At 37.0% G+C, this 23860-nt stretch carries 29 protein-coding genes, 1 tRNA gene and 4 pseudogenes; 21 read left to right on the plus strand and 13 right to left on the minus strand.

All coding sequences use genetic code 11. From position 1 onward, the window contains the following. Position 1 precedes the first annotated feature (1 nt). Both dprA and Bandiella_RS07520 read left to right on the plus strand, forming a co-directional pair. Complete coding sequence (gene dprA / locus Bandiella_RS03330) at positions 2–676, plus strand: DNA-processing protein DprA (protein WP_323733396.1); 675 nt, start codon at positions 2–4, stop codon at positions 674–676. A 5-nt stretch (positions 677–681) separates the two neighbouring features. After that, positions 682–903 (plus strand): DprA-like winged helix domain-containing protein, encoded by a 222-nt coding sequence (locus tag Bandiella_RS07520; RefSeq protein WP_407651277.1) that lies wholly within the window; start codon positions 682–684, stop codon positions 901–903. A 45-nt stretch (positions 904–948) separates the two neighbouring features. On the opposite strand, the gene cysS is transcribed toward Bandiella_RS07520, so the two are convergent. The 4 genes from cysS to Bandiella_RS03350 all read right to left on the minus strand — a co-directional run bounded on the left by cysS (position 949) and on the right by Bandiella_RS03350 (position 7772). Further along, positions 949–2289 carry a cysteine--tRNA ligase gene (cysS, locus tag Bandiella_RS03335; RefSeq protein WP_323733353.1) on the minus strand — a complete coding sequence of 447 codons (1341 nt, stop codon included), beginning with the start codon at positions 2287–2289 and terminating at the stop codon, positions 949–951. A 36-nt stretch (positions 2290–2325) separates the two neighbouring features. After that, positions 2326–3732, minus strand: a complete 1407-nt coding sequence (lpdA, locus tag Bandiella_RS03340; RefSeq protein WP_323733354.1) for a dihydrolipoyl dehydrogenase — start codon at positions 3730–3732, stop codon at positions 2326–2328. Between the two features lie 63 nt (positions 3733–3795). Continuing rightward, a complete protein-coding gene (odhB, locus tag Bandiella_RS03345) occupies positions 3796–4959 on the minus strand; it encodes a 2-oxoglutarate dehydrogenase complex dihydrolipoyllysine-residue succinyltransferase (protein ID WP_323733355.1) in 1164 nt (387 codons plus the stop codon). A gap of 14 nt (positions 4960–4973) precedes the next feature. Next, the gene (locus Bandiella_RS03350) at positions 4974–7772 is read right to left on the minus strand and encodes a 2-oxoglutarate dehydrogenase E1 component (protein WP_323733356.1); all 2799 of its coding nucleotides are present in this window, start codon (positions 7770–7772) and stop codon (positions 4974–4976) included. Between the two features lie 382 nt (positions 7773–8154). Between Bandiella_RS03350 and Bandiella_RS03355 the strand changes: the two genes are divergently transcribed. Further along, positions 8155–8580, plus strand: coding sequence for an IS1/IS1595 family N-terminal zinc-binding domain-containing protein (locus tag Bandiella_RS03355; RefSeq protein ID WP_323732544.1), 426 nt, complete (start codon positions 8155–8157; stop codon positions 8578–8580). After that, entirely contained in the window at positions 8529–8873 is a 345-nt protein-coding gene (locus tag Bandiella_RS07525; RefSeq protein ID WP_407651266.1) for an IS1 family transposase, read from the plus strand. The genes Bandiella_RS03355 and Bandiella_RS07525 overlap by 52 nt, the downstream gene beginning before the upstream one ends. Before the next feature lie 167 nt (positions 8874–9040). Here Bandiella_RS07525 and uvrB read toward each other — a convergent pair whose 3' ends face one another. Beyond that, positions 9041–11023: an excinuclease ABC subunit UvrB gene (uvrB, locus tag Bandiella_RS03360; protein WP_323733357.1), complete on the minus strand. Its 1983-nt coding sequence runs from the start codon at positions 11021–11023 to the stop codon at positions 9041–9043. A 72-nt stretch (positions 11024–11095) separates the two neighbouring features. Between uvrB and folK the strand changes: the two genes are divergently transcribed. Beyond that, positions 11096–11584 (plus strand): 2-amino-4-hydroxy-6-hydroxymethyldihydropteridine diphosphokinase, encoded by a 489-nt coding sequence (folK, locus tag Bandiella_RS03365; RefSeq protein WP_323733358.1) that lies wholly within the window; start codon positions 11096–11098, stop codon positions 11582–11584. A 171-nt stretch (positions 11585–11755) separates the two neighbouring features. Continuing rightward, a complete protein-coding gene (locus tag Bandiella_RS03370) occupies positions 11756–12319 on the plus strand; it encodes a hypothetical protein (protein WP_323733359.1) in 564 nt (187 codons plus the stop codon). 135 nt (positions 12320–12454) lie between these two features. Here the strand turns inward: Bandiella_RS03370 and Bandiella_RS03375 are convergent, their stop codons facing one another. Genes Bandiella_RS03375 through Bandiella_RS03400 form a run of 6 tightly spaced genes read right to left on the minus strand, consistent with a single transcriptional unit; the run spans position 12455 to position 14281 of the window. Further along, positions 12455–12805, minus strand: a complete 351-nt coding sequence (locus tag Bandiella_RS03375) for a transposase (RefSeq protein ID WP_323732514.1) — start codon at positions 12803–12805, stop codon at positions 12455–12457. Between the two features lie 20 nt (positions 12806–12825). Next, on the minus strand, positions 12826–12957 hold the full coding sequence (locus Bandiella_RS03380) for a hypothetical protein (RefSeq protein ID WP_323733360.1): 132 nt from the start codon (positions 12955–12957) through the stop codon (positions 12826–12828). After that, positions 12932–13297: a transposase gene (locus Bandiella_RS03385; RefSeq protein WP_323733361.1), complete on the minus strand. Its 366-nt coding sequence runs from the start codon at positions 13295–13297 to the stop codon at positions 12932–12934. Before Bandiella_RS03385 ends, Bandiella_RS03380 begins: the two co-directional genes overlap by 26 nt. Then, the gene (locus Bandiella_RS03390; protein WP_323733386.1) at positions 13263–13631 is read right to left on the minus strand and encodes an IS1 family transposase; all 369 of its coding nucleotides are present in this window, start codon (positions 13629–13631) and stop codon (positions 13263–13265) included. The genes Bandiella_RS03385 and Bandiella_RS03390 overlap by 35 nt, the downstream gene beginning before the upstream one ends. Next, positions 13535–14008 carry an IS1/IS1595 family N-terminal zinc-binding domain-containing protein gene (locus Bandiella_RS03395; RefSeq protein ID WP_323732992.1) on the minus strand — a complete coding sequence of 158 codons (474 nt, stop codon included), beginning with the start codon at positions 14006–14008 and terminating at the stop codon, positions 13535–13537. The genes Bandiella_RS03390 and Bandiella_RS03395 overlap by 97 nt, the downstream gene beginning before the upstream one ends. An 18-nt stretch (positions 14009–14026) precedes the next feature. Continuing rightward, positions 14027–14281: a hypothetical protein gene (locus Bandiella_RS03400; protein WP_323733362.1), complete on the minus strand. Its 255-nt coding sequence runs from the start codon at positions 14279–14281 to the stop codon at positions 14027–14029. Between the two features lie 3 nt (positions 14282–14284). Here Bandiella_RS03400 and Bandiella_RS03405 point away from each other — a divergent pair, with 3 nt between their 5' ends. Continuing rightward, complete coding sequence (locus Bandiella_RS03405) at positions 14285–14956, plus strand: EAL domain-containing protein (RefSeq protein WP_323733363.1); 672 nt, start codon at positions 14285–14287, stop codon at positions 14954–14956. A gap of 5 nt (positions 14957–14961) precedes the next feature. Here Bandiella_RS03405 and Bandiella_RS03410 read toward each other — a convergent pair. After that, a pseudogene (locus tag Bandiella_RS03410) lies at positions 14962–15548 on the minus strand (IS5 family transposase); the annotation flags it as partial. A gap of 17 nt (positions 15549–15565) precedes the next feature. On the opposite strand from Bandiella_RS03410, the gene Bandiella_RS03415 reads away from it, so the two are divergent. Next, complete coding sequence (locus Bandiella_RS03415; RefSeq protein ID WP_323732577.1) at positions 15566–16177, plus strand: transposase; 612 nt, start codon at positions 15566–15568, stop codon at positions 16175–16177. Between the two features lie 20 nt (positions 16178–16197). After that, on the plus strand, positions 16198–16548 hold the full coding sequence (locus tag Bandiella_RS03420) for a transposase (RefSeq protein ID WP_323732514.1): 351 nt from the start codon (positions 16198–16200) through the stop codon (positions 16546–16548). Between the two features lie 178 nt (positions 16549–16726). On the opposite strand, the pseudogene Bandiella_RS03425 reads toward Bandiella_RS03420, so the two are convergent. Continuing rightward, a pseudogene (locus Bandiella_RS03425) lies at positions 16727–16930 on the minus strand (transposase); the annotation flags it as partial. Positions 16931–17374: 444 nt separating this feature from the next. Between Bandiella_RS03425 and Bandiella_RS03430 the strand changes: the two are divergent. From Bandiella_RS03430 to Bandiella_RS03485, 12 genes and pseudogenes are all read left to right on the plus strand, one after another. After that, positions 17375–17464: transfer RNA gene (locus Bandiella_RS03430), tRNA-Ser, on the plus strand. Positions 17465–17657: 193 nt separating this feature from the next. After that, on the plus strand, positions 17658–18047 hold the full coding sequence (locus Bandiella_RS03435; protein ID WP_323733364.1) for a transposase: 390 nt from the start codon (positions 17658–17660) through the stop codon (positions 18045–18047). 55 nt (positions 18048–18102) lie between these two features. Next, a protein-coding gene (locus tag Bandiella_RS03440; protein ID WP_323732808.1) for an IS5 family transposase occupies positions 18103–18866 on the plus strand; the annotation gives its coding sequence in 2 pieces (ribosomal slippage) (positions 18103–18475 and positions 18475–18866; 765 coding nt in all). A 95-nt stretch (positions 18867–18961) separates the two neighbouring features. After that, the gene (locus Bandiella_RS03445; RefSeq protein ID WP_323733365.1) at positions 18962–19546 is read left to right on the plus strand and encodes a DUF3576 domain-containing protein; all 585 of its coding nucleotides are present in this window, start codon (positions 18962–18964) and stop codon (positions 19544–19546) included. A gap of 39 nt (positions 19547–19585) precedes the next feature. Then, complete coding sequence (locus Bandiella_RS03450; RefSeq protein ID WP_323733366.1) at positions 19586–20779, plus strand: CCA tRNA nucleotidyltransferase; 1194 nt, start codon at positions 19586–19588, stop codon at positions 20777–20779. Between the two features lie 45 nt (positions 20780–20824). Then, a complete protein-coding gene (locus tag Bandiella_RS03455; protein ID WP_323732418.1) occupies positions 20825–21298 on the plus strand; it encodes an IS1/IS1595 family N-terminal zinc-binding domain-containing protein in 474 nt (157 codons plus the stop codon). Next, on the plus strand, positions 21202–21570 hold the full coding sequence (locus Bandiella_RS03460) for an IS1 family transposase (RefSeq protein ID WP_323733371.1): 369 nt from the start codon (positions 21202–21204) through the stop codon (positions 21568–21570). Before Bandiella_RS03455 ends, Bandiella_RS03460 begins: the two co-directional genes overlap by 97 nt. Before the next feature lie 214 nt (positions 21571–21784). After that, positions 21785–22183, plus strand: a complete 399-nt coding sequence (locus Bandiella_RS03465; RefSeq protein ID WP_323733272.1) for an IS1 family transposase — start codon at positions 21785–21787, stop codon at positions 22181–22183. Positions 22184–22213: 30 nt separating this feature from the next. After that, a pseudogene (locus tag Bandiella_RS03470) lies at positions 22214–22641 on the plus strand (IS5 family transposase); the annotation flags it as partial. A 33-nt stretch (positions 22642–22674) separates the two neighbouring features. Then, positions 22675–23148 carry an IS1/IS1595 family N-terminal zinc-binding domain-containing protein gene (locus Bandiella_RS03475; RefSeq protein WP_323732418.1) on the plus strand — a complete coding sequence of 158 codons (474 nt, stop codon included), beginning with the start codon at positions 22675–22677 and terminating at the stop codon, positions 23146–23148. Beyond that, positions 23052–23420, plus strand: coding sequence for an IS1 family transposase (locus Bandiella_RS03480; protein WP_323733386.1), 369 nt, complete (start codon positions 23052–23054; stop codon positions 23418–23420). The genes Bandiella_RS03475 and Bandiella_RS03480 overlap by 97 nt, the downstream gene beginning before the upstream one ends. A 4-nt stretch (positions 23421–23424) precedes the next feature. Further along, positions 23425–23772, plus strand: a pseudogene (locus Bandiella_RS03485) (transposase); the annotation flags it as partial. Positions 23773–23860 lie beyond the last annotated feature (88 nt).

Below are 23860 nucleotides of genomic sequence, written 5' to 3' on the forward strand. Positions count from 1 at the left end.
AATTGTGTTGGCTTGTGATGAGATATATCCAAGCATACTTACCAATATTCCAGATTATCCACCAGTTCTTATAATTAAAGGTAATAAAGAGCTAATAACTAACACACATAAGTTTGCAGTGATTGGAGCCAGAAATTCTACAGTTAATGGAAACAGACTGGCTTATGATTTCGCAAAAGAGATTGCAAGAGCTGGGTATGTTATAGTATCTGGCCTTGCGAAAGGCATAGATTCTTATGCGCATAAAGGTAGTTTAGAATTTGGCACAATAGGTGTTATTGCTGGAGGAATAAATCATATTTATCCCAAAGAAAACGTTGAGTTATACAAAGATATATATGGGAAAGGAGTTGTTATAACAGAACAACCCATTAACTCCACTGTTTTATCACAGCATTTCCCACAAAGAAATAGGATTATCGCAGGTTTATGTTTAGGTGTGCTGGTAATTGAGGCTTCTCAAAAATCTGGCACATTGATTACGACTAAATTTGCTTTGGATTATAATAGAGAGGTTTACGCGGTTCCAGGCTCACCACTAGACCCAAAATCTCAAGGTACTAACGAGTTGCTGAAACAAGGTGCAAATATGGCTTTGTCGCCAAGTGATATATTGCAAGATTTGAATCGGAGGGTTAAAGATACGACTTTTTTTTTGCTTCTGATAAGTTATTGAAATTTGTGGGATATAGCACAAACAACATTCCTTCTGATGCAGAACTAGACTTATATAGGGGAAAACTTGCCAATTCTTTGTCACACTCCCCAGTTTTAATTGAAGACATAATAGATCAACTAGGTATACCTGTTAACATTTTGAACTGCTTATTAATTGAGCTAGAACTAGCTGGCCAAATTTGCAGAACTTCTGGAAACAAAGTATATCGAGTTGTAAAATTTTAATGACCGCCGCATGTATACTCCGCTAACTTCAAAAGTTGGAAACTTTCAGCTTGAAGTTATGTTATAGCCGTTTTTGGTATCCATAATCTTATACCCCAAATTCTCAATTTCCGTCCTAATTCTATCGGCTTCAACCCATTGTTTCTGAGCTTTAGCCAACTGTCTTTCTTCCGCGAGTAGGATTATCTCACTAGGTATATTTTTTTCTGGCCTTTTTGTTTTTAACTCGAAACCCAACAATCCACAATAAAATCGTAATTCTGCAGCTTTGCTTGTATCTCCTTTCAATATTTGTCCCGCCAACTTCTGTATGTATGACAATGCAAGTGGCGTATTTAAATCATCTGTTAAATAGCGTAAAAACTCATCAGAACTGTTATACAATTCTTCTTTAGGTGCTGATTCAAGAGCAACTGTGAATTTTTCAATTCCCTTTTTTGCATCATCCAGAGCTTTTTGATTAAAATCTAAAGGCTTTCGATAATGGGCCGTCAGATAAAAGTATCTTAGCACATCACCGGAAACCCCCAAGTCCAACAACTCCTTAACCGTTATAAAATTTTTAAGACTCTTGCTCATCTTATCACCGTTAACCGTAAGGAAGCCGTTGTGCACCCAATATTTGGCAAATTGGTTGGTTGATGATTCGCAAATACTTTGAGCTATCTCGTTCTCATGATGTGGGAATATTAAATCTGCCCCACCACCGTGTATATCAAACTTATCGCCGAGTATATTCTTGCTCATGGCAGAACATTCAATGTGCCATCCCGGTCTTCCATGCCCCCATGGGCTGTCAAAATATACAGCTTCATTAATTTTCCTTGGCTTCCATAAAACAAAATCCAAAGGGTCATACTTCAGTTCAGACACCTCAATCCTTGCACCAACTTCCATCTCCTCCAACCTTCTGTTGGATAACCTTCCGTACGCAGTAAAATTCCTTACAGCAAAATATACGTGCCCGTCGCTGACATATGCATGGCCTTTTGCAATCAACCTTTCAATCATCGCAATCATCTGCTGGATGTTTTCTGTAGCTTTAGGCTCATGATCTGGCAAAAGGCAATTTAAGGCTCCAAGATCATCATGAAAATAATCTGTCATTCTTTTGGTTAGAACCCCAGCATCTTCACCACTTTGGCTACTGGCTGCAATAATTTTATCATCCACATCAGTTATGTTTCTAACATAAGTCACTTTTGGGTATATTGCTTTTAACAACCTATAAAGTACGTCGAATACAACTGATGACCTGGCATTTCCAATATGCGCCCTATCGTATACGGTAGGACCACACACATACATTTTCACTTCGTTTTTATCAAATGGGACAAACTCCTCTTTCTGATTGGTGAGAGTATTGGTGAGATATATCTTTTGCATTTTGTAGATTTCACTAAAGCTAATACTTTTTGGCGGTTAAAAATGAATAGGCTTAAAGTAGGTCGCAAGTGCAGCTTCCTTAATCGCTTCATTCAAACTTGGATGTGGGTTGCAAATTCGGGCTATGTCTTCGGATGATGCCTTAAACTCCATTGCCAACACAATCTCTGCTATCAATTCTCCGGCTGAAGCCCCTATGATGTGTGCCCCCAATACTTCATCCGTATTGGCGCATGCTACAATCTTAACGAACCCATCTGTTTCATTAGAAGTCCGCGCTCTGCTGTTCGCAAGGAATGGGAACTTCCCAACTTTATATGGGACTTTATTTTGTTTGAGTTCATCTTCTGTCTTACCGACAACCGCAATTTCAGGGTGTGTATATACAACTCCTGGCACTGTGTTGTAATTCACATGACCATGCTGGCCATTAATGATTTCTGCAACTGCAACTCCTTCATCAGAAGCCTTATGGGCAAGCATTGGTCCAGCAATCACATCTCCAATGGCATAAATCCCTGTAACATTGGTTGAAAATTTGTTGTTTACCGAAACTCTACCTCTCTCATCCAAATTTATACCAATATTTTCAAGCCCTAAGCCTTTAGTATTTGCTTTTCTGCCAATTGCAACCAAAACAACATCAGCATCTATTTTCTCGACCACACCATTTTGCACAGCTTCTATTTCAATATTAACTTTTTTGCCGATTACTTCTGCTTTGATTACCTTAGATGAAACTCTAAAAGCCAACCCTTGTTTCTCGAAAAGTTTTTTTGCTTCTTTCCTGATATCATTATCAAAACCCGGCAAGATGTTGTCTGCAAATTCCACTATCTCAACCTTAGCCCCCAATCTAGACCATACAGAACCAAGCTCAAGACCTATAACACCAGCCCCTATTATAATCATTTTGTTGGGGACTGTTTTAAGTGACAGTGCTCCATCTGAAGTAATGATTTTTTCCTCATCCACCAAGATATTAGGTAACATGATTGGGGTTGAACCGGTTGCAATAATTATGCTCTCTGCTGAAATCGTCTTCTTTTCTCCGTTATTTAAATTAACTACAACTTCTTTGCCTATGGAATTAAAACTTGCAAAACCGTTATAATAGATGATTTTATTCTTTTTAAATAATCCGGCAATACCATTGCCCAACCCTTCCAGTGTGTCTTGCTTATTTTTCATCATCTTATCCAAGGAGAAGTTAAGCTCCTTAAACTCTATCCCATGCCTTATAAAATCATGCTTGGCTTGATGATATTGATGTGTTGAGTGAAGCAGAGATTTAGATGGAATACACCCAACATTTAAGCATGTTCCACCCAAAAACTTTTTATTGTCCACACATGCAACCTTTTTTCCAAGCTGTGCAGCTTTAATTGCAGCCACATAACCACCAGGACCACCACCTATCACTAGAACATCATATTTTTCCATTTTCACCTCTAATTAAAATGCTTTTTTAGGGAGCATCACACTTTATTAACAACCATATGTTTATTACAAACCAAACAAAATTTTCTCTGGCACTTCAACCAGCTCTTTTATCCTTTTTAGGAAGGTCACCGCTTCGCTACCATCTATAATCCTATGATCGTAAGAAAGCGCAATATACATCATTGGCCTAATTACAACCTCATTATTTAACGCAACAGGTCTTGGGACAATATTATGCATTCCCAATATCCCAGATTGTGGAGGGTTGATGATGGGGGTGGAAAGTAAAGAACCATAAATACCACCATTTGTAATGCTAAATGTCCCACCTTGCATATCATTCATTGAAAGCTTTCCTTCCCTTGCTTTTTTACCAAGGCTTGTAATTTCTTTTTCAATATCAGCATGGCTCATCTTGTCAGCATCCCTAATCACCGGCACAACCAAACCTTGTTCTGTCCCAACTGCGACTCCTATGTTGTAGTAATTCTTATATACAATATAGTCTCCATCAATTTGAGCATTGATATTAGGAATTTCTTTAAGAGCTGTAACTGCAGCTTTTACAAAAAAAGACATGAATCCAAGCTTCACACCATGTTTTTCCTTAAAAGCATCTTGGTATACTGTTCTGCAGTTAATTGCAGCTAACATATCAACATCGTTAAATGTAGACAGGATTGCAGCTGTGTTTTGAGAGTCCTTCAATCTCTTTGCGATTGTTTGGCGCAGTCTTGTCATCTTTATCCTCTCCTCCAACTGCACAGCTTGCGAAACAGTTGCAGGCACTGCGATTGCTGCTAAAACATCACCTTTTGTCACTCTTCCATCCTTCCCTGAAGTTGTAGGTACTTGCGTTATATTATTTTCAGATGCAATCTTTCGAGCTGCAGGAGAAAAAACCTGCTCATTTACATTAGTAGAGGCAGCCTGCTGCACATTTTGTTTTATATTTTCTTGTGCAGACTGGGCAGATGCGACAACTGCCGCTCCTTTTTCCATAAAACCCAGTATATCACCTATAGCAATAACATCACCCTCATGCGCTTTAATGTCGGTGATTATGCCAGACGCCGGCGCATTAACTTCAAGCGTAATTTTGTCTGTCTCAAGCTCTATTAAGAGCTCATCGACATTAACTTGCTCACCAACCTTTTTATGCCATTTGGCAATTGTTGCCTCAGTAACCGATTCGCCCAACGATGGTACTGTGATATTTATTGTCATAATGCTTGCTCCTATTATTCAAATGCTTTGTTTAAAAATGTGTTCAATTCCTTAAGGTGGAGTTTTCCATACCCAGCTGAGGGCGATGCAGACTCATCCCTTCCAACATACTCAATCCTCACCGTTTCATCAAATCTCAACTTTATGTAGCTCCATGCTCCCATATTTTTGTGCTCTTCCTGGCACCAAATGATTTGCTTTGCCCCTTTATATTTCTTTAACTGTACAGTTATCTCCTCTTGGGGGTATGGATACAGCTGTTCAAGCCTTACCAATGCGATATCTTTTCTTTGACGCTTTTCTCTTTCCTCAAATAAGTCATAATATACTTTCCCACTACAGAATATCACTTTCTTCACACTGCTGACTTGGAGATCGTCGCTTAACACAGCATTAAAACAGCTATTCTTTGCAAAATCCTCCAACTTAGATACGGCCAACTTATGCCTCAATAAAGATTTAGGTGTCATGATAACTAATGGACTCCGATAATTCCTGTGCATGTGCCTTCTTAATAGGTGAAAAATGGAAGCTGGTGTTGTGCAATTTGCAACCGTCATATTATCATTGGCACACAGCTGAAGATATCTCTCAAGCCTTGCGGAACTGTGTTCTGGCCCGTCGCCTGCATATCCGTGCGGCAATAACAAAACAAGCCCGTTCATCCGCAACCATTTATCCTTCCCCGATGCTACATATTGATCTATCATCATTTGGGCACTGTTTGCAAAATCCCCATACTGTGCTTCCCAAATCACTAAGGTATTGGGACTAGAATAACTGTAACCATATTCAAACCCCATCACAGCCAACTCAGAAAGAATGCTGTTGTGTATTTCAAAGTTTGCACTTCCCCCAAGGTTTTGAAGTGGTGCATACTTGGATTCGTTCTCTTGATCAACCACTACAGCATGACGATGCGAGAAAGTGCCTCTTTCAACATCTTCACCTGTAATCCTAACATTATACCCATCTTGCAGCAGAGTAGCATAGGCTAAAGTCTCTCCCATGCCCCAGTCTATCCCATCTTCTTTGTCTAGCATTTCCTTTCTATTTTTCAAGACACGTTCCACTTTAGGATTTGCTTTGAAGTTGTTAGGAACAGAGCTCAATACTGTTGCCAAGCTCTTTAATTGCATTTTGTCAACAGCTGTCACCACTTTGCTATTCTTATCAGTCAGAAATTCGTCAAATCCACTCCACACACCTTGTAACCAATCAGCTTTTTCTGCTTTATAGGTGTCGGAAAACTCAAACTCTTTATCTAAAAACTCCTTGAATTTGCCCTTTATCTGGTTTATTTCTTCTTTCGTAATTTCTCCCAAACTCAGTAATCTTTCTGAATAAATTTCTGAGGGAGATTTATGTTGGTGAATAATGCTATACATTTTGGGCTGAGTGAACATCGGTTCATCACTTTCATTATGCCCATATTTACGGTAACCAACAACATCTATGAAAACATCTTTTTTAAATTTCAACCTATACTCGGCAGCAATTTCACTCACATATGCCACAGCCTCAGGATCATCACCACTGACATGAAAGATTGGTGCTGCAATCATCTTAGCTATGTCTGTACAATATCTTGATGATCTTCCATCATCAGATGTGGTTGTGAAACCTATTTGGTTGTTGGTAACGATATGCACCGCACCCCCGGTGTTATAAGCCTTAACATTACTAATGGCTAATGATTCCATAACAGAACCTTGCCCAGAAAACGCCGCATCACCATGCAAAAGCACACCCATCACCCGTTTTTTATCCACGTCTTTTATACTATCTTGCTTAGCTCTTACTCTGCCTGATACAACCGGGTTAACCAATTCCAGATGCGATGGATTTGGGGTAAGCGTAAGATGAATTTTTTTATCTTCAATTTCCACATCAACCGAAGCACTCAAATGATACTTTACATCGCCTGGTAAATTTAGGCTATCAGGAATGAATATGCCCCCTTTAAATTCAGAGAAAAGTGCCCTATAAGGCTTTTTCATAATTTTTGCAAGAACGCTTAGTCTTCCTCTATGCGCCATCCCAAAGACGGCTTCTACAACGTTATTCTTCGCTGATGTCTTAATAACCTCCTCAATCGCGATGATATTGCTCTCAGCTCCCTCAATCGAAAATCTTTTTGCTCCAGGAAACTTGGTATGCAGGTATCCTTCAAACATCTCGACCTCAATCAGGCTGCTTAATATTTTTACCTTTTTGGATTTGTCAAAATTTATTATACCTGCAGCATTTTCAATTTTGCTTCTCAGCCATTCCCTTTCCTCTAAATTCTCCATATGGATAAATTCCACACCAAACCTGCCACTGTAAGTTCTTAAAAGAGTTTTGTATAGTTCATTTATTTTCATCTCGTTACATCCAAACGCACCATCAATGTATGCAATTTGTTCTAAATCCTCTTTTTTAATGCCATATTTGGTATGTTCTAATTCCAATGGAAGCTTACTCTCTCTTACCTCCAGTGGATCTATCTTTGCAGCCATATGTCCATATGCCCTAAACGCTTCTATAAGCTTTGCAACCTTAAACGACAGGTTGGCATCTGATGACGTTGGTATTGGTGGAAATTTTTCCTTCTGTGTCGAAACCGTTTTTTCTTTATAACCAACAATTTTTTCCTTTCTCTTCAGCCAACTCGGCCCTATAAAATATTGGGTAAAATCTCCATTATCCTCCCCTACTTGGGAAAAATACTGCCTCCAACTTTCATCTACTGATTGTGGATCATGCAGATATTTGTTGTAAAGCTCTTCTATAAATATTACATTTTGCGAAAATAAAAGAGGATCAAACATTTTATTGTACTAACTTCGACAAGTTTTACTTACTATTACCCCTTTAACCCAAAAAAATCAAGGCCCACTGTAAACTTATGAAGACTCAGAAAAATTTAAAAACCTTACTTCAGTTTTAGCAAGCTATTGGAAACTATAACTGATGGAATAAAAACATCGGCGGGCTATCCTTGAATACAATGATATAGATAAAATTGTTAGGAAGAAAATATGAGAAGAGATGTACTCAAAAACAGCCCATAACACTAAACGGTAGTATATAGAACCAGGGCATGTAAGTCAACTCATAATGTTACAAATAAAACGGGAGTGTTTTAAAAAGGATAGGAAAGAAGAAAAGAATGTGATATAAGGAGAGGGAAGGAAAAAAAGAAAGGGAAAAATGGAGAAAATAGAATGTAAATATTGCAAAGGGAAAGAGGTATCAAAAAATGGATATGCAAGGAAAAAGCAGAGATACAAATGTAAGAGTTGTAATAAAAACTTTACAGAAGGAGATGGTAGGAAGAATTGGAAATATGGTAATAAAGAGAGGAGCATGGTGATAAAGATGTATCTAAATAACTGCGGAATTAGGAGGATAGCTCACATATTAAATATCCCGTTAAGTACAGTATTTTATTGGATCAAACAAGCAGGGAAAGTAGTAGATGAGATGGTGACGAATCAAAAGATAGAGGGAGATAAGAAGCGTATAGAGATATTAGAGATGGATGAGCTATATACATACGTCAAAAAAAAGAGAATAAAACAAGAATATGGACTGCTGTCGATAGGGACAGATTCAAAACTGTTGCGTTTAAAGTAGGTTCAGGTGATAAAGAAAATTACGTAGATTTAGCTCGTGAGCTAGGAGAAAAATACCAAATTCGTTATATGTGTACAGATGGGTATGAGGTCTATTGTCATTATAAAATTGCTCAAATACATCTGCAGACAAAGTCTGAAACTTGTTTGGTTGAGAGCTTCAATTCCTCCTTAAGGGATATGCTTGCTAGATTAAATCGCAAGACTAAACGCTTTAGCAAGTGTTCTGAAATGCTAAGATTATCCCTTGTTTTATTTTTTAACAAAGCTTTAGCTCTTTCTATCTATTTATGAACACTCCCAATAAAACAAAATTTTTATTATTTTTGAATAATTAAACTGATTTTGACGGCCAAAAATTCAAAATAATTCCACCCATAATAAATAAAGATTTGGAAAATAAATTATCGTAGCATCCACCACTTAATCTAACTCATTATCAAAAGTATCACAACTTATCGTCACGAGATAATTAATAAGTCCTCTTTCAGTCTGTTTAACTTATCACGTAATTTCGCTGCCTTCTCAAACTCCAGATTCTTAGCTGCTTCTAGCATCTCATGTTCAATTTTTGATATGTTGTTCTCCACCCCCTCCACGCTTAACTCCTCCTTATCATATATCATATTTTCAGATGCATCACTTGCTGCTAAACTTAGGGAGTTCATCAATTGCTTTTTGATTGTGGTTGGAGTGATTCCATGCTCTTTGTTATACTGCTCTTGAATTTTTCTTCTCCTGGCCGTTTCCAAAAGGGCTTTCTTAATTGAATCAGTTTGTTTATCTGCGTATAAAATCACCCTGCCGTCACTATTCCTTGCTGCGCGACCAATTGTTTGGATCAGAGAAGTTTCTGAACGTAAAAATCCCTCTTTATCAGCATCTAAAATGGCAACTAAAGAGCACTCTGGTATATCAAGTCCTTCTCTTAAAAGATTTACTCCAACTAAGACATCGTATTTCCCCTTTCTCAGCTCTTGAATTATCTCTACTCTCTCTAAAGTTTTTATATCTGAGTGCATATATACAGCTTTAACTCCCACCTCATTCAAGTAGTCTGTTAAATCCTCTGCCATCCTTTTGGTAAGAGTTGTAACCAGTACTCTTTGACTGTTTTTAGTTGTAACTTTACATTCTCCTATCAAATCATCCACCTGCGTTTCGCACTTTCTGATCTCGCATATGGGATCTAGCAGTCCTGTTGGCCTTATAATTTGCTCCACAAACTCACCATTTGTATAGGCAAGCTCTCTGATACTTGGCGTCGCAGAAACAAAAATAGTTTTAGGGCGCATCAAATCCCATTCCTCATATCTTAATGGTCTGTTATCAAGCGCAGATGGCAAGCGGAATCCATGTTCAACAAGTGTTGTTTTACGAGCTCTATCTCCATTATACATCCCCCCTATTTGCGATACCGTTACGTGGCTTTCGTCAATGAAGAGCAAGGCATCTTTAGGAATATACTCAAATAATGTAGGTGGTGGTTCCCCCTTGTTTTTACCCGAGAGGTACCTGGAATAATTCTCAATTCCTTTGCATGATCCTGTTTCCATAATCATCTCCAAATCGAAGTTTGTTCGTTGCGTAATTCTATGGCATTCCACAATTTTTCCCTCAGAATTGAGCTCCTTTATTGTTTCATTTAATTCATCTTTAATGAGCTTAATTGCTTGTTCTAGAGTTGGCCTTGGCGTTATATAATGACTGTTTGCAAATATTGTGATCTCTTTAAGACTCTTTGTTTTTTCTCCAGTTAAATAATCGAATTCATATATTTTCTCTACTTCATCACCAAAAAATGTCACCCTCCAAGCTGTATCTTGATAATGTGAGGGGAATATGTCTATACTTTCCCCTCTAACTCTAAAACCACCACGCACAAAATCTAAGTCCATCCTTTTGTATTGGAGTTCGACCAATTTTTGCATTATTTCCTTACGTTTATATTCTTGCCCCTTTTGCAGTTTAAAAGACATCTGTAAATAGAGCTCTGGTGCTCCAAGCCCGTATATACAAGAAACCGACGCCACAACAATCACATCTTTACGTTCAAGCAGTGCCCTTGTTGCTGAGTGGCGAAGCAAGTCTATTTGTTCATTAATTTGAGCATCTTTTTCAATATAAGTGCCTGTTTGCGCTATATATGCTTCAGGCTGGTAATAATCATAATACGAAACAAAATATTCGACTGCATTATCTGGAAAATACCCCTTCATTTCCTCATAAAGCTGTGCCGCTAAAGTTTTGTTATGAGCCATAATCAGTGCAGGCTTTTGGCATTGTTGTATGACATTTGCCATTGCAAAAGTTTTTCCAGACCCAGTTACCCCTAATAAAACTTGATTTTGCCTATTGTCGTTAATCCCCGATACTAAACTTTCAACAGCCCGAGCTTGGTCACCACTTAAGCTGTAGTTACTTTTTAATAAGAATTTTGTCATCAAAATTGTTGTTATTCAAAAACCTTTGTTTATACATTGAGAATAGTACACTAATTTAGCAACAAGTTGTATATGTATTATGTTATAGGAATTGGTAGTAATTTAGGCGATAAAGCTCTTAATATAAACAATGCAATTAAGTTGCTTGCCCAAGTGTCTGAGGTTGTAAAAGTATCAAGTGTATACAAATCCAAAGCATTACTAAAGCCAAACTCTCCTGTCAGTTGGAACAAAGGCTTTTTGAATCTGGCAGTTCTACTAAACTACCCTCATGCGCCCATTACTTTATTTAAAGTTTTACAAACAATTGAGCAGCTAATGGGGAGGAAGAAACACCCAAGACCATGGGCTCCAAGAATAATTGACCTGGACATTTTAATTGCAGACAACCTTATCATTCAAGAAGAAACATTGCAGATACCTCATAAAGAGCTGTTAAACAGAGATTTTGCACTTATTCCAGCTGCTGAAGTTGCTCCAGATTTTATCCATCCTTTTGCACATAAAAGCTTGAGAGAACTTAGCTTGATACTAAAACCTGCACCTAAAAATCCAAAGTGATGCTAAGTTTTAGAGTCATAGAATTCTCTTGAAGATGGCAGATGTTTTGAGTATAAGAATAGATAGCTCAAAGGTTCTCTGGCAATTATTTAATGGAAGTCTTTATTACCTTATGTTCTGTTCTGCGTTCTTCATATAACAGGCCTGAATCAATTTGTTTGGGATACTAAAATGTTTAAAAATCACTTGCTTGGTATTTTTAGCCAGATAGCTACTTACTGCTTAACATCCGAGGCCAGGCTTTTTCAACTTGGCGTCATTAATATTGATAACTTCGCAATAATTGAACAACATTTTGATAGCCAATCAACGCAATATATAGGAGAAAAAATTAGGAAGAGTCTCAGAAAAAGTACCAGAGATCAATTTTTTCTTCAAAAGCTTGATTATAACTCCTATGTGTTAGCTGTACCGTATGAAAATCACAAGTATGTGGTTAGGTTGATTGAGAAATTGATAGAGGACGTCAACTTAGGTAACGATGAATTTTGCAGTAACAGTTTATTCTTTCTTGTTAAAATAGGTTTAGCGCAGTATAGTCGCGATGGTATTATGGAAGAATCTTTTAACTGTGCACAAATAGCACTCTTTGAGTGCAGGCATGAAAAAAATAACAACTATAGTTTCTATGACTTATCCTTAGCTAGGATACAAAAACAAATAAATTATACCGACTTATTAGGTGTTTTTATGGGAGCGTTGAAAGATAAAATAAGGATAAATGTGATGGTTTGATTTAAGGAAGTTTGGACCATGGTCTAAAAAAATTAACAAAAAACTGGTTTCCCCAAGAATTCAAAAGATTTCTTTGAGGTGGGATATGGTAATTTTTAGCTTTTTATTGATTCTGCGAAGCGTGATTTTATGAGCTTAGGCAGTAAGAACCGTTAAACGTTTTAAATTAAAGCAGATAGCATTCATAAATTCAGCAAACTGATTTTTGGCAATTCCTATGTATCGCAATCGTTTATTATCTTGAGAAAACACCCTCTCAAACGGAGCCCTTATGGAAGTATAGTATCGATCAAGGTCAAAATTCTTTTGCTTCATATTGTTTTTCTTGATGGCGCAAAAATGAATACCTCTGCTTTTAGCTGCATTCTTTGCTGGTGCAACACAATACCCTTTGTCAGCATAAACTGCTCCACTATTTGGTAAAACATGCGCAACTCCCTTTGCATCGGTAACATTAGCAGGCGTTATAGCAACCTTGTTGATCATTCCGGATTGAATATCTACGCTTACATGTTTTTCTTATAGCCATACCAAAATTTACTACCACCCTTGCACCCTATTTTGGCTTGTTTATCATGTGCGACTTTAGGCAAGACTTCGTTGTTAAGTTTTTCATATTTTTTGTTTTCTGGCTTCATCCCGCTCTTCCCATAAATTAGCTTTGGAGATCAAGTGACTTGCATCAACAAAAGTAAATACCTCGCTCATATATCCTTGAGATTTTAGTTGATCTCTAAAAATGGCAAAGATTTTTGATAACAAATTTGTTCCTATCTTTGAGCGGATTCTACTAAAAACGCTATAATCAGGTGTGGCTTCGGTTAAATCAAAATCACAAAACCACTTGGCTGCAACACTGTCACTCAAATATCTTTCTAGTTCACGATCTGACAAATCTTCCATAAACTGTAACAACAAGCATTTAAATAAACGTAACAGAGTGTTAGCCAAAGATAGATATAAAATTGCCCTGCTCACTTAGGAAATTATTGTTATCCTCAAAATGTAGCCAGAGCTTAATCGTAAGATCGACAACTTCTTCAGATTTTGAAACTACCTTTGTTTTTCTGGTCATTCTTGCAATTCTGTGCCTTGTGTTTGAGTTATTGGACTCAATTGAGAGTGTATGTTGTTTGCCAACAACATGTTGATGGCGAGGTATAACCTCTGAATAAACAGACCAATCGTCTGTGTAATAACTGCAATTATCTCTACTTATGATTTTCCACAATTTTCTAAAGGTTGTAACGTTACGCTTACCAACCACCCAGGCAACAACTCTCTTGAGCTCCCTACTATAGGCTTTCCATATCCATAATTTGTTTTTTTTGAATCTACAAAATGCCACATCTCATCTATTTCAACTTCTCTCAATTCTTCCGGCACTGTTGGTCTTGGTATCTTTTTAGCATACAGTATTATCCACTTATATACGCTAGTATGAGCTACTTTAAATAATTTCCCTAGCCATCTAAAGCTACTTTTCCCCATGCTGTACAATAACACTGCCAGAGCCTTCATCTCTGGCGAACAGCCTCTTAATTTAGTGTTTGTAAAATTACATCCACACTCTTTGCATTTATACCTTTGCATACCCCTAATATTACCATTCTTAACGTATTTACTGCTACTGCATTTTTTACACTCTGTATTCATATCTCTATTTTCTTTGTTGCTCGCTATATTCATTTTAGCATCTTATCTATCTTATGGCAACACTCCCAAACGTAAAACACCATATCCCTTATAATTAGCAGGAGATTCAATTCCCTTCAGCTCTTGCTCTACTGCCCCAAAATTAAACAGCTCCTTAAATTTGCGATATTGATGCTCACTACCAACCAATTGATCCAAACATACCATTATTATTTGATGCGCTGATGACATTTTTCTCTTCTTTATTCTGTAATCCACTCCACTATACCTTTCTTTATTCCATCTTGCAACACTCCCTTTATGCAAGCGATGGAAACAAACAGAGTGGTACTGCAATATCAACCAATAGTCAATAGTACGACAGGTGAGCATGAGTTTTATGAATGCTTACTAAGAATAGTAGACAATCGTGGATATAAACTATCCGCTTCCCCCCATATTCAGGCAGCCGAAGATTATGGTGTGATACGTACTGTGGATAAATTTGTTTTAACTAAGGCCGTCGAACTATTGGAAAGAGATGAGGACATAAAACTTCATGTTAACATCTCTGGTGCTACAATTACAGACACTGAATGGGTTGAATTTGTTAAAAGACTGTTTTATAAAAAAGACTTTTTTGGTCGTTTGACTTTTGAAATTACAGAAAGTTCAATTATCAAAAATTTCAAAGAAGCTAGTTTTCTAATTAGGGAACTTAATGAATTAGGGTGTGGTATATCCATAGATGACTTTGGGTCAGGTTACAACTCTTATGTGCAGCTTAAAAACATAAATGCCACCAGCGTGAAAATAGGTGGTGAATATATCAGAGATATTATGGATAACAGAAATAATATGCTATTTGTTAAAGTTTTAATAGAATTGGCTAAAAACTTAAGGCTTAAGACGATTGCAGAGTATGTCGATAATGAAAGAGTTATAACCCTATTAAAGGAACTGGGAGTTGATTATTTTCAAGGTTCTCTGTTTACTAGATAATGTCGTCATGAGATTTTAAGCCAAAGAGATAAACATCTAATCTGAATTGCGGCAAGGAAAGAAGCTGAATTTTTAGCATATCTGGTTGCAATTCCCCTCCATCTTTTAAGATGAAGAAAGGTGTTTTCTACAATATGCCTTATTTTATATAAATCTTTATTGTATTTTCTCTGGGTGATTCTGTTCTTTTTAGGAGGAATAACAACTCTCATGCCCAATTCTTGGGCATGGTCAATTATGTAATTAACATCGTACCCTCTGTCGGCTAGTAAGTACTCAGCTTTCATCTCTTCAATAAGATTAACAGCCTGCTTGCAATCAGCTTCTGAGCCTTTTGTGACAATAACTTTGAGTGGCATACCATGTGAATCCACGGCAAGGTGAATCTTTGTATTGAGCCCCCTTTTGTACGACTCATATCTTGATTGCCGCCTTTTGCACCTGAAGCATGTGGATGCACTTTACTATGACTTGCGTCTATCATTAACCATTCCATATCAGGTTCTTTCACAAATATCTCCAATAAAGCCTCCCATATCCTTTTGTCTCTCCATCTGCAAAATCTTTTTTGGGAGTGTTGCAAGATGGAATAAAGAAAGGTATAGTGGAGTGGATTACAGAATAAAGAAGAGAAAAATGTCATCAGCGCATCAAATAATAATGGTATGTTTGGATCAATTGGTTGGTAGTGAGCATCAATATCGCAAATTTAAGGAGCTGTTTAATTTTGGGGCAGCAGAGCAAGAGCTGAAGGGAATTGAATCTCCTGCTAATTATAAGGGATATGGTGTTTTACGTTTATTTAAATGCTTGTTGTTACAGTTTATGGAAGATTTGTCAGATCGTGAACTAGAAAGATATTTGAGTGACAGTGTTGCAGCCAAGTGGTTTTGTGATTTTGATTTAACCGAAGCCACACCTGATTATAGCGTTTTTAGTAGAATCCGCTCAAAGATAGGAACAAATTTGTTATCAAAAATCTTTGCCATTTTTAGAGATCAACTAAAATCTCAAGGATATATGAGCGAGGTATTTACTTTTGTTGATGCAAGTCACTTGATCTCCAAAGCTAATTTATGGGAAGAGCGGGATGAAGCCAGAAAACAAAAATATGAAAAACTTAACAACGAAGTCTTGCCTAAAGTCGCACATGATAAACAAGCCAAAATAGGGTGCAAGGGTGGTAGTAAATTTTGGTATGGCTATAAGAAAAACATGTAAGCGTAGATATTCAATCCGGAATGATCAACAAGGTTGCTATAACGCCTGCTAATGTTACCGATGCAAAGGGAGTTGCGCATGTTTTACCAAATAGTGGAGCAGTTTATGCTGACAAAGGGTATTGTGTTGCACCAGCAAAGAATGCAGCTAAAAGCAGAGGTATTCATTTTTGCGCCATCAAGAAAAACAATATGAAGCAAAAGAATTTTGACCTTGATCGATACTATACTTCCATAAGGGCTCCGTTTGAGAGGGTGTTTTCTCAAGATAATAAACGATTGCGATACATAGGAATTGCCAAAAATCAGTTTGCTGAATTTATGAATGCTATCTGCTTTAATTTAAAACGTTTAACGGTTCTTACTGCCTAAGCTCATAAAATCACGCTTCGCAGAATCAATAAAAAGCTAAAAATTACCATATCCCACCTCAAAGAAATCTTTTGAATTCTTGGGGAAACCAGTTTTTTGTTAATTTTTTTAGACCATGGTCCAAACTTCCTTAAATCAAACCATCACATTTATCCTTATTTTATCTTTCAACGCTCCCTTTATGTGTATTTTTCCATCCTCCATATTCTGAAGGCAAATCTCTCCAGGGAGAACCTGTTCTTAATATCCAAAATACTGCGTTAATGAATCTTCTGTTATTATGTGCCAAACCTCCCCACGTACCTTCCCTTCCTGGCAAATGATCCTTTATCAAATCCCACATATTATCTGTTATATCATGCCTATGTAGCCCTAAATCCATTTTTACTCCTGATTTATCTTTTCTTTCATATTATACTACAAATCTCATGACGACACTATCTAAGTGAGCAGGGCAATTTTATATCTATCTTTGGCTAACACTCTGAGGGCTCGTATGTAATACATTCATATAAGTACAGAAGTCAAAACTCTAAAACCATTACACAGAGCCCCTGCTAATAATACTCCGCGTCTTTTAAAAGTTGGCGTCGTCATCTTCGTGCTCTCGCATTTCATCATGTACTTTTTTATACGCTCACCATACTTACCACTCAACTCCTTGCCAATTTTTAAAATACTTTGAGTATGCACACACTCTACTTTAAGGTGTGTGTATACAGTGTCTAATAAATGAACACACCTCTCAAACTTTCTTATTTATCGATATGAAGAATTTTTGATTGCTATTTTCAATAAAAAAAATAAGATTATATCGAATCTCTTGGGAGAGGTGGCCGAGTGGTCGAAGGCGCTTCCCTGCTAAGGAAGTATACGATTTTTCGTATCGAGGGTTCGAATCCCTCCCTCTCCGCCAGATTTTTTAAGGGAACTTTTCTCTCCTCTTTTTGTGATAACGTAAGCACCTCTTGCAACTCCAGCATTTATAGGCTTTCTAGCGCTTCTGTCTATCATTAGACCCGTACCTCACTTTCTCCAATTTTGCCATTTTACCCCCAAACTCTCTCTTTGGGAGTGTTGCAAGATGGAATAAAGAAAGGTATAGTGGAGTGGATTACAGAATAAAGAAGAGAAAAATGTCATCAGCGCATCAAATAATAATGGTATGTTTGGATCAATTGGTTGGTAGTGAGCATCAATATCGCAAATTTAAGGAGCTGTTTAATTTTGGGGCAGCAGAGCAAGAGCTGAAGGGAATTGAATCTCCTGCTAATTATAAGGGATATGGTGTTCTACGTTTATTTAAATGCTTGTTGTTACAGTTTATGGAAGATTTGTCAGATCGTGAACTAGAAAGATATTTGAGTGACAGTGTTGCAGCCAAGTGGTTTTGTGATTTTGATTTAACCGAAGCCACACCTGATTATAGCGTTTTTAGTAGAATCCGCTCAAAGATAGGAACAAATTTGTTATCAAAAATCTTTGCCATTTTTAGATAGTGTCGTCATGAGATTTGTGATATAATATGAAAGAAAAGATAAATCAGGAGTAAAAATGGATTTAGGGCTACATAGGCATGATATAACAGATAATATGTGGGATTTGATAAAGGATCATTTACCAGGAAGGGAAGGTACGTGGGGAGGTTTGGCACATAATAACAGAAGATTCATTAACGCAGTATTTTGGATATTAAGAACAGGTTCTCCCTGGAGAGATTTGCCTTCAGAATATGGAGGATGGAAAAATACACATAAAAGATTTTGCAGATGGAGAGACAAAAGGATATGGGAGGCTTTATTGGAGATATTTGTGAAAGAACCTGATATGGAATGGTTAATGATAGACGCAAGTCATAGTAAAGTGCATCCACATGCTTCAGGTGCAAAAGGCGGCAATCAAGATATGAGTCGTACAAAAGGGGGCTCAATACAAAGATTCACCTTGCCTTGGATTCACATGGTATGCCACTCAAAGTTATTATCACAAAAGGCTCAGAAGCTGATTGCAAGCAGGCTGTTAATCTTATTGAAGAGATGAAAGCTGAGTACTTACTAGCCGACAGAGGGTACGATGTTAATTACATAATTGACCATGCCCAAGAATTGGGCATGAGAGTTGTTATTCCTCCTAAAAAGAACAGAATCACCCAGAGAAAATACGATAAAGATTTATACAAAATAAGGCATATTGTAGAAAACACCTTTCTTCATCTTAAAAGATGGAGGGGAATTGCAACCAGATATGCTAAAAATTCAGCTTCTTTTCTTGCCGCAATTCAGATTAGATGCTTATCTCTTTGGCTTAAAATCTCATGACGACATTATCTAGCACAATATAATCAATGTTCAAATACTAATGACTTTTTATCCTTTCCTCTTATTTGTAAAATCTTGCGGGGTGGTAAGAGTTAGTGGAGTATATAGTTGACTTTTTACTTGATGTTCAGTACTCTTGGAAAAATTGTTTTTCGAATATAAGAATGACTTATTTACGCTATACAGTCTGCTTAGCAGCCATTTGTATGTTGTCTTCATGCTCAAAACTTGATGTTCAAAAAAGTTACCCAAAAACCAAACAACAAATAGAGGAACAAAGGGTTGGAACATTGAGCAGTGGGGGTATATTTTTATTCGGTGGGAAAGATGAGGGCTTAAATACGAATAAAGCTGTAAATGTAAACGGTTATCTATGGAAATCGGCTCTTGACAAGGTTAACTTTATGCCAATTAATTCGTGCGACTCGTTCGGAGGTGTGATAGTAACAGATTGGTATAGCACAGGCGAAAATTCCAAAGAGCGTTATAAAATAAATATTTTTATCAATGGTAAGGAGTTTAAGGCTGATTCACTTAAAGTAAATGTTTATAAACAGCGGTTAGACAATAGAGGAAATTGGGGGAATCAATTTTCAGATCATGTATTGGCAAATCAAATTGCAGAACAAATCATCAATGGCGCAAGAGAATTAAGATTCTTAGAAAAAAAGTACAACTAAAGTAAGAATGGCTACCTTACACCACAAGAGTTTCACCTTATGGAAACTATAAAAATAGTTTTTCCCAAACAATTGAAGAAATTGTTTGGTGTTATAAGAAAGGCTGGAGGGCAATGTAGACTGATTGGTGGCTGTGTCAGGGATTATTTATGTAATAAGACACCAACAGATTTTGATGTTGTCACAGATGTTTTGCCCGAAAAAATAATAGAGATATTCAAGCAGCACAATTGCAAGGTGATTCCCATAGGATTAGAGCATGGGACGGTTTTGGTCGTTATAGATGGTTGTGGCTTCGAAATTACAACCCTCAGAAAAGACGTACAATGCTTTGGTCGCCATGCTAAAGTTGAGTTCACAAACGACTGGAAGGCGGACGCTTCAAGACGTGATTTTACTATCAACACACTTTCAATGGACCCAGAAGGTGAAGTTTACGATTATTTTGGTGGACAAAAAGATTTGCAGCATGGAGTTGTGAAGTTCGTTGGAGAACCTTCTGAGCGAATAAACGAGGATTACCTGAGAATCATGAGGTTCTTTAGATTTTTGGGTTATTTCGGCCTAACTTGCATTGATGACGCAAGCTATAATGCAGCTATTGGCGGTATTAGCAATTTGGTATACATATCAAAAGAAAGAATAAAACGAGAACTATTTAAGCTACTTAGTGCAAAATATGGGCTTGAGGTCATTAGCATGCTCAATAACGCACATGTTTTGCAATATATTGGATTTCCTCAAGGCATTGTTTTACCACAAAGCATGGGACATATAACGTTTCAAGAGATGGAACCGTTGACCAATTTAGCAATCATCATAGCGATTACAGGCGCTGAAAAACCACAACATCTTGATGAATTAAGGCAAAGCATATTGCTCTCAAACAAAGAATACAAAGAGTTGGTGTGTTTATCTGCTTTTGATCATACCCAGAAATTTCGTGATTTTCACCACTATAAATATTGGTATGAGTATGGGCAAGAATTATACTTGAAGTTTTTATTTGTGGTAAACAACATAAAAGAATTACCCAACTACATGCTGTACCGTGATGAGGTACTAAACGAAAAAATAGAGAAATTTCCACTCACTGGAACGGACTTAAAAAAGTTGGGTTATAGTGGTGAAAAAATAGGAGAATTGCTAAATATTGCGAAAATATATTGGCACGAACATAAAAATAAAGTGACCAAAAACGATCTGTTAGATCATATAGTCAAAACAATATAATTTAATATCTTGGGAGTGTTGCCATAAGATAGATAAGATGCTAAAATGAATATAGCGAGCAACAAAGAAAATAGAAATATGAATACAGAGTGTAAAAAATGCAGTAGCAGTAAATACGTTAAGAATGGTAATATTAGGGGTATGCAAAGGTATAAATGCAAAGAGTGTGGATGTAATTTTACAAGCACTAAATTAAGAGGCTGTTCGCCAGAGATGAAGGCTCTGGCAGTGTTATTGTACAGCATGGGAAAAAGTAGCTTTAGATGGCTAGGGAAATTATTTAAAGTAGCTCATACTAGCGTATATAAGTGGATAATACTGTATGCTAAAAAGATACCAAGACCAACAGTGCCGGAAGAATTGAGAGAAGTTGAAATAGATGAGATGTGGCATTTTGTAGATTCAAAAAAAACAAATTATGGATATGGAAAGCCTATAGTAGGGAGCTCAAGAGAGTTGTTGCCTGGGTGGTTGGTAAGCGTAACGTTACAACCTTTAGAAAATTGTGGAAAATCATAAGTAGAGATAATTGCACTTATTACACAGACGATTGGTCTGTTTATTCAGAGGTTATACCTCGCCATCAACATGTTGTTGGCAAACAACATACACTCTCAATTGAGTCCAATAACTCAAACACAAGGCACAGAATTGCAAGAATGACCAGAAAAACAAAGGTAGTTTCAAAATCTGAAGAAGTTGTCGATCTTACGATTAAGCTCTGGGTACATTTTGAGGATAACAATAATTTCCTAAGTGAGCAGGGCAATTTTATATCTATCTTTGGCTAACACTCTGGAGAAGAAAAACTAACGCTTAAAACAAGGGGTTGACCTTCATCAATACCTTGCCTCACATATAAGAAAATGGGAGTGTTGCCATAAGATAGATAAGATGCTAAAATGAATATAGCGAGCAACAAAGAAAATAGAAATATGAATACAGTAAAAAGATACCAAGACCAACAGTGCCGGAAGAATTGAGAGAAGTTGAAATAGATGAGATGTGGCATTTTGTAGATTCAAAAAAAACAAATTATGGATATGGAAAGCCTATAGTAGGGAGCTCAAGAGAGTTGTTGCCTGGGTGGTTGGTAAGCGTAACGTTACAACCTTTAGAAAATTGTGGAAAATCATAAGTAGAGATAATTGCACTTATTACACAGACGATTGGTCTGTTTATTCAGAGGTTATACCTCGCCATCAACATGTTGTTGGCAAACAACATACACTCTCAATTGAGTCCAATAACTCAAACACAAGGCACAGAATTGCAAGAATGACCAGAAAAACAAAGGTAGTTTCAAAATCTGAAGAAGTTGTCGATCTTACGATTAAGCTCTGGCTACATTTTGAGGATAACAATAATTTCCTAGATAGTGTCGTCATGAGATTTGTGGTATAATATGAAAGAAAAGATAAATCAGGAGTAAAAATGGATTTAGGGCTACATAGGCATGATATAACAGATAATATGTGGGATTTGATAAAGGATCATTTGCCAGGAAGGGAAGGTACGTGGGGAGGTTTGGCACATAATAACAGAAGATTCATTAACGCAGTATTTTGGATATTAAGAACAGGTTCTCCCTGGAGAGATTTGCCTTCAGAATATGGAGGATGGAAAAATACACATAAAAGATTTTGCAGATGGAGAGACAAAAGGATATGGGAGGCTTTATTGGAGATATTTGTGAAAGAACCTGATATGGAATGGTTAATGATAGACGCAAGTCATAGTAAAGTGCATCCACATGCTTCAGGTGCAAAAGGCGGCAATCAAGATATGAGTCGTACAAAAGGGGGCTCAATACAAAGATTCACCTTGCCGTGGATTCACATGGTATGCCACTCAAAGTTATGGGAGTGTTGCCATAAGATAGATAAGATGCTAAAATGAATATAGCGAGCAACAAAGAAAATAGAAATATGAATACAGAGTGTAAAAAATGCAGTAGCAGTAAATACGTTAAGAATGGTAACATTAGGGGTATGCAAAGGTATAAATGCAAAGAGTGTGGATGTAATTTTACAAGCACTAAATTAAGAGGCTGTTCGCCAGAGATGAAGGCTCTGGCAGTGTTATTGTACAGCATGGGAAAAAGTAGCTTTAGATGGCTAGGGAAATTATTTAAAGTAGCTCATACTAGCGTATATAAGTGGATAATACTGTATGCTAAAAAGATACCAAGACCAACAGTGCCGGAAGAATTGAGAGAAGTTGAAATAGATGAGATGTGGCATTTTGTAGATTCAAAAAAAACAAATTATGGATATGGAAAGCCTATAGTAGGGAGCTCAAGAGAGTTGTTGCCTGGGTGGTTGGTAAGCGTAACGTTACAACCTTTAGAAAATTGTGGAAAATCATAAGTAGAGATAATTGCAGTTATTACACAGACGATTGGTCTGTTTATTCAGAGGTTATACCTCGCCATCAACATGTTGTTGGCAAACAACATACACTCTCAATTGAGTCCAATAACTCAAACACAAGGCACAGAATTGCAAGAATGACCAGAAAAACAAAGGTAGTTTCAAAATCTGAAGAAGTTGTCGATCTTACGATTAAGCTCTGGCTACATTTTGAGGATAACAATAATTTCCTAAGTGAGCAGGGCAATTTTATATCTATCTTTGGCTAACACTCTGAAAGTTATTATCACAAAAGGCTCAGAAGCTGATTGCAAGCAGGCTGTTAATCTTATTGAAGAGATGAAAGCTGAGTACTTACTAGCCGACAGAGGGTACGATGTTAATTACATAATTGACCATGCCCAAGAATTGGGCATGAGAGTTGTTATTCCTCCTAAAAAGAACAGAATCACCCAGAGAAAATACGATAAAGATTTATACAAAATAAGGCATATTGTAGAAAACACCTTTCTTCATCTTAAAAGATGGAGGGGAATTGCAACCAGATATGCTAAAAATTCAGCTTCTTTCCTTGCCGCAATTCAGATTAGATGTTTATCTCTTTGGCTTAAAATCTCATGACGACATTATCTAAGTGAGCAGGGCAATTTTATATCTATCTTTGGCTAACACTCTGAAGAAAATTATACTTCGCTAACTTCAAAAATTT

The sequence above is a fragment of the Candidatus Bandiella woodruffii genome, assembly GCF_034359465.1.
Lineage (GTDB): Bacteria > Pseudomonadota > Alphaproteobacteria > Rickettsiales > Midichloriaceae > NDG2.

Bases quoted from the DNA above. Each gene is read 5' to 3' on its own strand.
- Bandiella_RS03395 (WP_323732992.1), bottom strand. From the start codon at position 14,008: ATGAATATAGCGAGCAACAAAGAAAATAGAGATATGAATACAGAGTGT.
- Bandiella_RS03475 (WP_323732418.1), top strand. From the start codon at position 22,675: ATGAATATAGCGAGCAACAAAGAAAATAGAAATATGAATACAGAGTGT.
- lpdA (WP_323733354.1), bottom strand. From the start codon at position 3,732: ATGGAAAAATATGATGTTCTAGTGATAGGTGGTGGTCCTGGTGGTTAT.
- cysS (WP_323733353.1), bottom strand. From the start codon at position 2,289: ATGCAAAAGATATATCTCACCAATACTCTCACCAATCAGAAAGAGGAG.
- Bandiella_RS03420 (WP_323732514.1), top strand. From the start codon at position 16,198: ATGATCAACAAGGTTGCTATAACGCCTGCTAATGTTACCGATGCAAAG.
- Bandiella_RS03450 (WP_323733366.1), top strand. From the start codon at position 19,586: ATGGAAACTATAAAAATAGTTTTTCCCAAACAATTGAAGAAATTGTTT.
- uvrB (WP_323733357.1), bottom strand. From the start codon at position 11,023: ATGACAAAATTCTTATTAAAAAGTAACTACAGCTTAAGTGGTGACCAA.
- Bandiella_RS03375 (WP_323732514.1), bottom strand. From the start codon at position 12,805: ATGATCAACAAGGTTGCTATAACGCCTGCTAATGTTACCGATGCAAAG.
- Bandiella_RS03455 (WP_323732418.1), top strand. From the start codon at position 20,825: ATGAATATAGCGAGCAACAAAGAAAATAGAAATATGAATACAGAGTGT.
- folK (WP_323733358.1), top strand. From the start codon at position 11,096: ATGTATTATGTTATAGGAATTGGTAGTAATTTAGGCGATAAAGCTCTT.
- Bandiella_RS03370 (WP_323733359.1), top strand. From the start codon at position 11,756: ATGTTTAAAAATCACTTGCTTGGTATTTTTAGCCAGATAGCTACTTAC.
- Bandiella_RS03405 (WP_323733363.1), top strand. From the start codon at position 14,285: ATGGAAACAAACAGAGTGGTACTGCAATATCAACCAATAGTCAATAGT.
- odhB (WP_323733355.1), bottom strand. From the start codon at position 4,959: ATGACAATAAATATCACAGTACCATCGTTGGGCGAATCGGTTACTGAG.
- Bandiella_RS03355 (WP_323732544.1), top strand. From the start codon at position 8,155: ATGGAGAAAATAGAATGTAAATATTGCAAAGGGAAAGAGGTATCAAAA.
- Bandiella_RS03380 (WP_323733360.1), bottom strand. From the start codon at position 12,957: ATGAAGCCAGAAAACAAAAAATATGAAAAACTTAACAACGAAGTCTTG.
- Bandiella_RS03350 (WP_323733356.1), bottom strand. From the start codon at position 7,772: ATGTTTGATCCTCTTTTATTTTCGCAAAATGTAATATTTATAGAAGAG.